Genomic DNA, 10,433 nt, shown 5'->3' with positions numbered 1-10,433 from the left:
GGCCTATAAACTTGTAAAAGCAAACGCAGGAGCAGCTGGCATAGATCAGCAAACGCTAGAGGATTTCGATCGAAACCTTAAAAGCAATCTTTATAAAATTTGGAATAGGATGTCCTCGGGAAGCTATTTTCCACCGCCTGTAAAAGCGGTGGCAATACCAAAGAAAAGTGGTGGAGAAAGAATCTTGGGAATACCTACGGTAAGTGATAGAATAGCTCAAATGATTGTAAAGCTGATGTTTGAACCCACAGTAGAGCCATATTTTCATCAAAATTCCTATGGATATAGGCCGAATAAATCAGCTTTGGATGCTGTAGGAATCACTAGGCAAAGATGTTGGAAATACGATTGGGTGCTGGAATTTGATATCCAAGGTCTATTTGACAATATAGATCATGATCTTCTAATGAAAGCGGTAAGAAAACATACAGATAACAAATGGGTTATTTTATATATCGAAAGATGGCTGAAAGCACCACTCCAACTAGAAAATGGAACCCTTGTCCAAAGAACGACGGGTACACCTCAAGGGGGAGTAATCAGCCCCGTGCTTGCTAATCTATTTCTTCATTATGTGTTTGACGCATGGATGGCAAAGAGTTACCCTGGCATACCATGGTGTAGATACGCCGATGATGCACTAGTACATTGTAAGACGGAACAAGAAGCAAAACAGATTCTACATATGCTCGAAAAGCGAATGGAAAAATGTGGTTTGACTCTTCATCCAGATAAAACAAAGATTGTCTACTGCAAAGATGTAGATCGTAAAGAAAAATACAAGGAAATCAAATTTGACTTCCTAGGATATACTTTTCGTCCAAGGAAGGTTAAAAGTAGCAAACGAAACAGAATACTTGTTAGTTTTACACCAGCCGTAAGCAAAACAGCGTTGAAATCTATGCAAGCAACCATAAGACAATGGAATATAAGAAATAAGACAGGTTTGGAGCTTAAAGATATAGCCAAAATGTATAATCCAATCATCCGAGGATGGTTAGAATATTACGGGAGATATCGGCCAGCAGCTTTATATCAAATCTGTCGTCATTTTAATAAGTCATTAATCACATGGGCTATGCGTAAATACAAAAGACTTGCAGGTCGCAAAACAAGAGCTATTACCTTTATGGAAAAAATAGTCATGAGAAACCCAGGGCTATTTGTACATTGGAAAAGAGGAATGATAGGAGCGTTTGCTTAATTGGGAGCGGTATGAATCGAGAGGTTCCTGTACCGTTCTAAGAGAGGCCTGTGGGGAAGTTCCGCAGGTCGACTCACCAATATCACAAATCGATAAAGCAAAATGCTAGCCTTGAGAAGTCACCCACCAAAATTGCTCGCTCTCAAAGAAATCATATTTTTTCATCTCTTATCGCTTATTGCAAGCTTGAATTTCTTAAAATTAAAACTTTACTTAATCACTTTGCTTTAAAATATAAGTTAATCCTTAAAGCCAATCAGATGGCCTATCAAGAACTGCAAAATTTACAAAGGAGTTCTATGCCTGCGTAAGGTGAGTGTATTACATTCTTCAATGTTACCTTTATTGTCAGGACTTCTGTGCCATCTATGGATCATCTCTACTTTTGGTAGCCTATGTCTCTTTCTTAAGTGTTTGCTGGCTGGTTACAAGCGCGGCTACGGTAGGATGGTTGTTACCATAGATGTCGATAGCAATTCTAAGCGCATGATTGACACATTCAAGGGCTTTTTCCATATTTCCTTTTAGTTGGTAAATCTCTCCTAGGTTATTGTAATTTGTTGCTATCTTGGAATGGTTTTCACCGAAATGCTTATGGTTAATAGCAAGTGCTTTGTGACTATATTCTATCGCTTTGTCTAAGTTGCCTTGGGCTTGATAGATTGCTCCTAAATTGCTGTAACGAATTGCCACAGTAGGATGATTCTCACCAAAAAGCTCAAAGTTAATAGCAAGTGCTTTGTGGCTATATTTTAGCGCTTTGCTTAACTTACCTTCATCTTTGTAGATTGCTCCTAGGTTATTGTAACAAATTGCCACTTCAGGATGATTTTCCCCAAAAAGCTTAAGGTTAATTGCGAGGGCGTGGTGGGTATAATCTTTCGCTTTATCTAAATTGCCTTGATCTTGATAAATTTGTCCTAAGTTATCGTAACAAATTGCCACTTTAGGATGATTTTCCCCATAAAGCTTAAGATTAATGGCAAGTGCTTTAGCGTTATATTCTACTGCTTTGTCTAGGTTGCCTTGCTCTTGATAGATTAGTCCTAGGTTGTTGTAATTTGTTGCCACGTTGAAATGAGTTTCACCAAAAAGCTTAAGGTTAATAGCAAGGGCTTTGTGACTGTATTCTGCTGCTTTGTCTAATTTGCCTTGGGCTTGGTAAATTTGTCCTAGGTTGTTGTAACGAATTGCCACGGCGGGATGATTATCACCAAAAAGCTTAGAGTGAATAGCAAGGGCTTTTTGACTGTATTCTGCTGCTTTGCCTAAGTGGCCTTGTTCTTGGTAGATTGCTCCTAGATTGCTGTAATTTGCTGCCACTTCAGAATGATTTTCACCAAAAAGCTTAAGGTTAATAGCAAGGGCTTTATGACTGTATTCTGCTGCTTTGTCTAATTTGCCTTGTTTTTTGTAGATTATTCCTAGATTGCTGTAACAAGTTGCCATGGTGGGATGATTATCACCAAAAAGTGTAAGGTTAATAGCAAGGGCTTTGTGACTGTATTCTGCTGCTTTGTCTAATTTGCCTTCATCTTTGTAGATTGCTCCTAGGTTGTTGTAATTTGTTGCCACGGTGGAATGATTTTCACCAAAAAGCTTAAAGTCAATAGCAAGGGCTTTTTGACTGTATTCTGCTGCTTTGTTTAATTTGCCTTGGCCTTGGTAAATTTGTCCTAGGTTGTTGTAACGAATTGCTATGGTGGGATGATTTTCACCAAAAAGCTTAAGATCAATAGCAAGGCCCTTCTCAGCATACTCAGCCGCTTTGTCTAAATTGCCTTCATCTTTGTAGATTGCTGCCAGGTTGTTGTAATTTCTTGCCACGGCGGGATGATTTCCCCCAAAAAGCTTAAAGTTAATAGCAAGGGATTTTTGGCTATATTCTGCTGCTTTGTCTAAATTGCCTTCATCTTTGTAGATTGCTCCTAGGTTGTTGTAACGAATTGCTATGGTGGGATTGTTTTCCCCAAAAAGCTTAAGGTCAATAGCAAGGGCTTTTTGACTATATTCTGCTGCTTTGTCTAATTTGCCTTGGCTTTGATAAATTTGTCCTAGATTGCTGTAACGAATTGTTATGGTGGGATGATTTTCACCAAAAAGCTTAAGGTCAATAGCAAGAGCTTTTTGACTGTATTCTGCTGCTTTGTCTAATTTGCCTTGGCCTTGATAAATTTGTCCTAGATTGCTGTAACGAATTGCTATAGTGGGATGATTATCACCAAAAAGCTTAAGATCAATAGCAAGGGCTTTGTGACTGTATTCTGCTGCTTTGCCTGGGTGGCCTTGTTCTTGGTAGATTGCTCCTAAATCGCTGTAATTTGTTGCCACGGCAGGGTGATTTTCACCAAAAAGCTTACGGTTAATAGCAAGGGCTTTCTCAACATACTCAACCGCTTTGTCTAAGTTGCCTCGTTCTTTGTAGGCTTGTCCCAGGTTGTTGTAATTTGTTGCCACTGTAGGATGATTTTCTCCATAAAGCTTAAGATTAATGGCAAGTGCTTTAGCGCTATATTCTAGCGTTTTGTCTAAATTGCCTCGGCCTTTGTGGATGGTTCCTAGATTGTTGTAATTTGTTGCTAAGGCAGGATGATTTTCACCAAAAAGCTTAAGGTTAATAGCAAGGGCTTTCTCAGCATACTCAATCGCTTTGTCTAGATTGCCTTGCTCTTTGTAGATTATTCCTAGACTGTTGTAACAAATTGCCACGGCAGGGTGATTATCACCAAAAAGCTTATGAACAATAGCAAGGACCTTGTTACTAAATTCTGCAGCTTTGTCTAATTTGCCTTGGTCTTGGTAAATTAGTCCTAGGTTGTTATAACTTGTTGCCATGATGGGATGATTTTCACCAAAAAGCTGGCGGCCAATGGTAAGAGCTTTATTTAAATATTCCTTCGCCCTATCTAAATTGCCTTGTTCGTAGTAGATCCTTGCAAGAGCATTTAAAACCCTCACATTCTGCGGATTTGTTTCTTTCGCTAAAAGATACCATTTTTCTGCTTTTTTTTGTTGAAAAAGCCTTAGTAGTATATTCCCTCGCATCTCTGGTGAGTTATCCTCCAAATCAGACGATTTAAGTTCGTCTTCATTGCCTGCTAAAAATTCTTCAATGGCTTGGTAAAAAGGAATAAAGATTCGGTAGATCTTTTTTATCCATTTTAAACTTTTATGATCTAAAGCAAACTGCTGTTTAATAAGATTTGGATCCTCAAATCCAAAGGGCTTAAGGAGAGGATTCATCATTTCTTTTTGTGCTTGATAATGAGAATAAGTTTTAAGACGCATGAATAATGCTAGGCTCATCCAATCCTTTAACTTTTCATTGGCTCCTTGTGTTATAATCCCTAGCTTACTTAACTTATCAATCCTAGTAAAAGTGTCGGAAACTGTTACTTTTTTAAGAAGAGCTAGCCTGTCAATAGCTAAATGAGGAAACCGATAAAAATCATTTTTAACTTGAAAAAGCATACCGTGCTTGTCTGGATCCCCCATTCCCGGATTAAAAGTTTTCATATCAGCTAACACAAGGTGCTTTTTAGCTAAATAGTGACGCAGATCAAGGCTTTTTTGATAGGCCATATCAAGCACCTCTCGAATTTCCTCATCATAAGCTTTAGTTAACTCCCCATTGCTTAGTAGAGGAGTATGGTTTAGTAATTCCATAGGAAGATGGGGCTCTTTTTCATGCCACCACTGGCTTTTTTTATCTTTACCCACATATTGGGCCATCTGTTTTGGAGTTTGGATAAGCTCAAATGTTTGGCGATTGCCAAAGGGGGTTTTACAGCCTTTACCTTGCACTCCTTCACCATCAAAGGCAAATCCTCTAGGAGTAACGCTATCAAAAAAATTAGCCTCTTTTATGCAGGGAATATTTAAAGCAGGTAAGATTGTCTCGCCTAGGTTAATCACTTTTAAATGAAGAAGAGTTGTTAGACGTCTGAAATAATCTCTGTTTCCAAAAGTGTCTTCTTGCATAAGAATGCCAAACTCTAAATCTGAGTAAGGTGTCATCTCTTCTCTAGCTAGTGAACCAAAGCCTATCATTGCATATTCACAAGGCGAGGATCCTAAAACCTCTTGAGCTTGACCTACAAGATGTTTAAAAAAAGTTTTTATCCACAAGGCAATCTCATGGTAGATTTCTTGGACTTTTTCAGGAGAAGGATCTAAGCCGAAAGCTTGAATTTTCTCTTCTATTTCATCCCTAAATTTTTTCAATTCTTTCCGGTTATTTTCAAATTGTTCTTCTAATAAGGACGATTCTAAAGATTTTCCTTTACAAGCCTTACTAAGCAAAATTTCGACTTTTGATAGCTTTTCTTTAATACTTTCTTGCTCGTCTAAAGATGAATCATGTAAGACATAATTATAAAGTCCTGCGGCTTGAAGGAGCGTTTGCTGCGTTCCTTTTATTAAATAGATATCGCCTAGTTTTTCTATACATAATCTTGTCTGAGCAGGATCTTCTTCTTGGATAGCAAGTTTTAAAGCGTGGGTGTAGTTCTCTTCCAGTCTATCTGCCGATAAAAAATTATGACTACCATCAATCGAAAAAGGGTTTTGATTTAAATGACTTGAAAGCTTGTCAAGATAAGGGTGCAGTTTCTGAGGTTGGTAGAGCTGCAAAAATTTGACATTATTAGGCATGTGCTGTCTAAACACTCGAGCATAGCTTCTTACATCAAGAATTTTTCTTAATTCGTCTTCACTTAAATTATTAAAAGAAAGAAAAATTTTTTGGAAAATTTTTAAAGGTAGAGTTGCTAAAGGATTAGATGGGTCAAAAGTATTATTTTTTGCTATGAGAAAAGAGTTAGTGTTAGTGGGTAATATAGTAGAGCTGTGCGTATGCTCTAAATTCATTCGGTTGCCCTTCTTTTAGGCTGGCTTACATTTCAAGGGATAGAGAGCTGTTTATAATCCTATTACACCCTTACATTTTTAAGAAGGGCGAAAAAAAAATATTTTTCATTTTCTTATATAAAAGTAAAATTAAAAAGGCAATTTTTATATTTTTAAAATACAGGTACCTAAATAAGAGGCGCTTAAAATAGGTTGTTTTATTTTTAAGTTCTATACAGGGCAAAAATAATTTTTTATAAAAAACCCTTTTAAGAATGCTGGAGGATAAGAATGGATCAAAAAGTTTTAGCAACCAAAGAAAAAGGTTAGAACATCTAGGTATTCTCAAATAAAATAGCCCTATTTTATCTAATTCATAGCAAAATAAGCTTTTAGCTCTCCTGCCATGCTTCTCACAACTCATAAGGACGGCGTCCGCAGCTACATTACCTAGTCTATAGGCTCAGCAAAAAGCTATACTTAAAGTAAAAATTAGCCTGTCGATTCTTTCAGGAGGAGTTAAATAGGTATCTTCCAAGCAAAAGCCTAGCGTTTTTAGACAAGCAAATAAGATCTCTATCTCCCATCTAATGTTGTAGATGCTTATAGCTTTTTTTGGATTTTTATTAGTGACCACGATTAAAAGCTCATCTTTTAGGCGGCTTGCAGCTACATAAAAGGAATGGCCGAGCATCTGTAAAGGTTGACCTAACACTTTTTTTTACCTTCTCTTAGATGACGAAACACGTCTCTAAAAGAAACTGCATAGCCATTTCTTGCTCCTTCCACTAGAGTGTCTTCCCTAATACGCATATAAAAAGGAATCTCACTTTTTATCAGGTAATCAAACCATTAGCTCCCTATAAATTCTCTGCCTCCAATAAGACCTGCAATTTTTGATGGGCCTAATTGCCTAATAACTTTTTCTAAAAGTTTAATGAGGTCATCAGTATAGGGATTACCAGCTATATTCATCACAAACCAGGCCAAAGGAATAGCTGTTCCTTCATAAGCCATCGCTAAAGTTAAAATATTAATGTTTTTGCTACCTACCTGCCAATTTGTTCTATCTATAATCAGCCATACTTTCCTTTTAATAGGAAATATTTGTAAACTGATTTCAAAAGCATCTCCTATGTCAAATTTTAGTGCTCGGAAAAAGCGCTGTAGCCTTTTATAGTGGGAGTCTAGTTTTGCTTTTCCTTGAAAAGCTGTGGCTAGTTGAGTAAGATTAACGCTTCTAACCCTAAAAAGAGCTAGAACAATTTGGCAAAAGCATGTAAGTCTTGCTCGGTTCCAATCTAAAGTTTGACTTAAAACTTCTCTTAGCTCGTCTATTTCTTTCATCTGTTTTCTCCTGGTAAGAAAAAACAGTATAAGCTTTTAGACGGGCTTTCTCAATTTTGTCCTGTACAGAGGGTTTTTAGTAAAAAAGAGACTTATAAGAATATTTCTAAATTTTCTTTGTTGCATGGTTTTAAAGGATATCGGCGCTTAGGCAAGGCTATACTCATTTATTATGATTGCCTACCTGGTAGTAATCGGCTTAAATAAATTCCTTTATTAACAGCCTGATATTTTTCAGTTAACAGCTTTTAGACATTTTTAAATCTAGGCCTGGTATCTGGTCTATTGCCGAGTACAGGCTTAGATTTGCCTTGGTTTAGCCAAGGAGGCAGCTCTTTAGTGGCTAATATTTTAGGGTTAGGGATTATTCTAAATATCTCACAAGATGTGAAGCCCCATTTGAGTCATTTGCCTTTTAAGGCTTAAGGATAATAACGCGCGATCCTTTAACATGTCCAACGCCACTAACTTTAATTTTTCTTGCGATTGGTAAATTGCTTGTGAATCGTGGCTATCGCTTCTCACAAGGGGATGATTTTCGCCAAAATATTCAAGATTAATGGGGAGAGCTTTACTGGCATATTCATCTGCTAGTTCTAAATTACTTTGAGCTTTGCAAATTGCTCCTAAGTTGTTGTAACAAATTGCCACTGTGGGATGATTTTCACCAAAAAGCTTAAGGTTAATGGCAAGCGCTTTGTTGCTATACTCAGCCGCCTTGTCTGAATTGCCTTGGTCTTTGTAGATTGTTCCTAGGTTGTTGTAATCTCTTGCTACCATGGGATGATTTTCACCAAAAAGCTTAAAATCAATGGCAAGCGCTTTGTTGCTATACTCAGCCGCCTTGTCTAAATTGCCTTGCTCATGGTAGATTTGCCCTAGGTTACTGTAATTGATTGCTACTTTAGGATGATTTTCACCAAAAAGCTTAAGGTTAATGGCAAGGGCTTTATTGTAATACTTAGCGGCCTTGTTTAAATTGCCTTGTTCTTTGTAGATGGCTCCTAGATTGTTATAATCTGTTGCTACCTCGGCATGATTTTCACCGAAAAGCTTAAGGTCAATAGCGAGTGCTTTGTTGGTATAATCTGCTGCTTTATCTAAATTACCCTGGTCTTGGTAGATTCGTCCTAAGTTGTTGTAATTTCTTGCCACCGTGGGATGATTTTCATCAAAAAGCTTAAGGTTAATAGCAAGGGCTTTGCGGCTATATTCTAGCGCTTTGTCTAAGATGCCTTGTTCTTGGTGGATTCGTCCAAGGTTGTAGTAACAAATTGCTACCGTGGGATGATTTTCACCCAGAAGCTTAAGGTTAATGGCAAGTGCTTTGTTGCTATACTTAGCCGCCTCGTCTAACTTGTCTTGGTCTTGATAGATTTTCCCTAGGTAATTGTAACAAAGCGCCACCGTGGGATGATTTTCATCATAATGCTTAAGGTTAATGGCAAGTGCTTTGTTGCTATGCTCAGCCGCCTCGCCTAATTTGCCTTGTTCTTGGTAGATTTGTCCCAGGTTATTGTAAAAAATTGCCACGTTGGGATGATTTTCGCCAAACAGCTCAAGGTTAATATCAAGACCTTTGCTGGTATAATCTTCTGCTTTATCTAAATTGCCTTGCTGGTAATAGATTTGTCCTAGATTACTGTAATCTTTAGCCACTGTGGAATGGTTTTCACCAAAAAGCTTAAGGTTAATAGCAAGCACTTTTTTAGCATATTCAGCTGCCTTATCGAAATTACCTTGCTCTTGGTACGTTTGTCCAAGGTTGTTATAATCCGTTGCTACCAGGGGATGATATTTACCATAAAGATTAAGATCAAGGGCAAGGGCTTTATTGTAATACTTAGCTGCCTTGTTTAAATTGCCTTGTTCTTTGTAGATGGCTCCTAGATTGTTATAATCTGTTGCTACCTCGGCATGATTTTCACCGAAAAGTTTAAGGTTAATAGCAAGCGCTTTCTTAGCATATTCAGCTGCCTTATCAAAATTGCTTTGTTCTTGGTAGATTCCACTCAGGTTATTGTAAAAAATAGCCACCTTAGGATGATTTTCACCAAACAGCTTAAGGCTAATATCAAGCGCTTTCTTAGCATATTCAGCTGCCTTGTCAAAATTGCCTTGCTCGAGGTAGATTTGTCCTTGGTTGCTGTAAAAAATAGCCACGGTGGAATGATTTTCACCAAACAGCTCAAGGTTAATATCAAGCGCTTTCTTAGCATATTCGGCTGCCTTATCAAAATTGCTTTGTTCTTGGTAGATTCCACCCAGGTTATTGTAAAAAATAACCACCTCGGGATTATTTTCCCCAAAAAGCTCAAGGCTAATATCAAGCGCTTTCTTAGCATATTCAGCTGCCTTGTCAAAATTGCCTTGTTCTAGATAGATTTGTCCTTGGTTGCTGTAATTTGTTGCCATGTGGGGATGATTTTCGCCAAACAGCCCAAGGCTAATATCAAGCGCTTTCTTAGAATATTCAGTTGCCTTGTCATAATTGCCTTGTTCTTGGTAGATTAGTCCAAGGTTTGTGTAATCGCTAGCTATTGCGGGATTATTTTCACCAAACAGCCTAAGGTTAATGGCAAGAGCCCTATTAATATACTGTGCTGCTTGGTTTAAATTGCCTTGTTCTTGGTAGATTTGCCCTATGCTACTGTAATCGATTGCTACCTTGGGATGATTTTCACCAAACAGCCTAAGGTTGATGGCAAGGGCTTTATTACAATACTTAGTAGCTTTGTCTAAATCGCTTTTTTCTCGGTAGATTTGCCCTAAGTTGGCGCAACAACATGACACCATAAGATGATTTTCACCAAGCAGCCTAAGGTTAATTTTAAGCGCTATGTGAATATATTTAAGTGCTACGTCAAGATTTCCTTGTTGTCGGTAGAATGCCCCCAGGTTAATGTATTCTCTTGCTACATAATGATGATTTTTGGTAAGCGGTCACGGGGGTTATCAATTACTTTGTGATAAATAAAATAATTTCTAGAGTTTATATTTACTTAATCATATATTGAGTAGTATGCAACTCTCA

Annotated in this window: 6 protein-coding genes and 2 pseudogenes; 3 read left to right on the top strand and 5 right to left on the bottom strand. The window is 37.7% G+C overall.

What is annotated here, in order from left to right; translation table 11 throughout:
* On the top strand, positions 1-1,204 hold a 1,204-nt coding region (ltrA, locus tag NEOC84_RS02245), incomplete at its 5' end, for a group II intron reverse transcriptase/maturase (RefSeq protein WP_166154889.1).
* A 50-nt stretch (positions 1,205-1,254) separates the two neighbouring features.
* The gene (locus NEOC84_RS02240; protein ID WP_207391770.1) at positions 1,255-1,515 is read left to right on the top strand and encodes a hypothetical protein; all 261 of its coding nucleotides are present in this window, start codon (positions 1,255-1,257) and stop codon (positions 1,513-1,515) included.
* A gap of 82 nt (positions 1,516-1,597) precedes the next feature.
* Here NEOC84_RS02240 and NEOC84_RS02235 read toward each other — a convergent pair whose 3' ends face one another.
* The 3 genes from NEOC84_RS02235 to NEOC84_RS02225 all read right to left on the bottom strand — a co-directional run bounded on the left by NEOC84_RS02235 (position 1,598) and on the right by NEOC84_RS02225 (position 7,399).
* Positions 1,598-6,073 carry a tetratricopeptide repeat protein gene (locus tag NEOC84_RS02235; protein ID WP_166154887.1) on the bottom strand — a complete coding sequence of 1,492 codons (4,476 nt, stop codon included), beginning with the start codon at positions 6,071-6,073 and terminating at the stop codon, positions 1,598-1,600.
* 442 nt (positions 6,074-6,515) lie between these two features.
* Positions 6,516-6,767 carry a transposase gene (locus tag NEOC84_RS02230; RefSeq protein WP_166154885.1) on the bottom strand — a complete coding sequence of 84 codons (252 nt, stop codon included), beginning with the start codon at positions 6,765-6,767 and terminating at the stop codon, positions 6,516-6,518.
* Between the two features lie 137 nt (positions 6,768-6,904).
* Positions 6,905-7,399, bottom strand: coding sequence for a hypothetical protein (locus NEOC84_RS02225; RefSeq protein WP_166154883.1), 495 nt, complete (start codon positions 7,397-7,399; stop codon positions 6,905-6,907).
* 255 nt (positions 7,400-7,654) lie between these two features.
* Between NEOC84_RS02225 and NEOC84_RS02220 the strand changes: the two are divergent.
* A pseudogene (locus NEOC84_RS02220) lies at positions 7,655-7,825 on the top strand (FtsW/RodA/SpoVE family cell cycle protein); the annotation flags it as partial.
* Here NEOC84_RS02220 and NEOC84_RS02215 read toward each other — a convergent pair.
* The gene (locus NEOC84_RS02215) at positions 7,778-9,940 is read right to left on the bottom strand and encodes a tetratricopeptide repeat protein (protein WP_347566627.1); all 2,163 of its coding nucleotides are present in this window, start codon (positions 9,938-9,940) and stop codon (positions 7,778-7,780) included. The pseudogene NEOC84_RS02220 and the gene NEOC84_RS02215 overlap by 48 nt on opposite strands.
* Before the next feature lie 15 nt (positions 9,941-9,955).
* Positions 9,956-10,318, bottom strand: a pseudogene (locus NEOC84_RS10035) (tetratricopeptide repeat protein); the annotation flags it as partial.
* Positions 10,319-10,433: the final 115 nt, after the last annotated feature.

The sequence above is a fragment of the Neochlamydia sp. AcF84 genome (assembly GCF_011087585.1).
In the GTDB taxonomy this organism is placed as follows: Bacteria; Chlamydiota; Chlamydiia; order Chlamydiales; family Parachlamydiaceae; genus Neochlamydia.
The sequence above is the reverse complement of the archived record's forward strand: the minus strand, read 5'-3'. Positions and strand labels throughout refer to the sequence as shown.

Coding starts and splice junctions, on each gene's coding strand:
- NEOC84_RS02235 (WP_166154887.1), bottom strand. CDS start 6,073: ATGAATTTAGAGCATACGCACAGCTCTACTATATTACCCACTAACACT.
- NEOC84_RS02225 (WP_166154883.1), bottom strand. CDS start 7,399: ATGAAAGAAATAGACGAGCTAAGAGAAGTTTTAAGTCAAACTTTAGAT.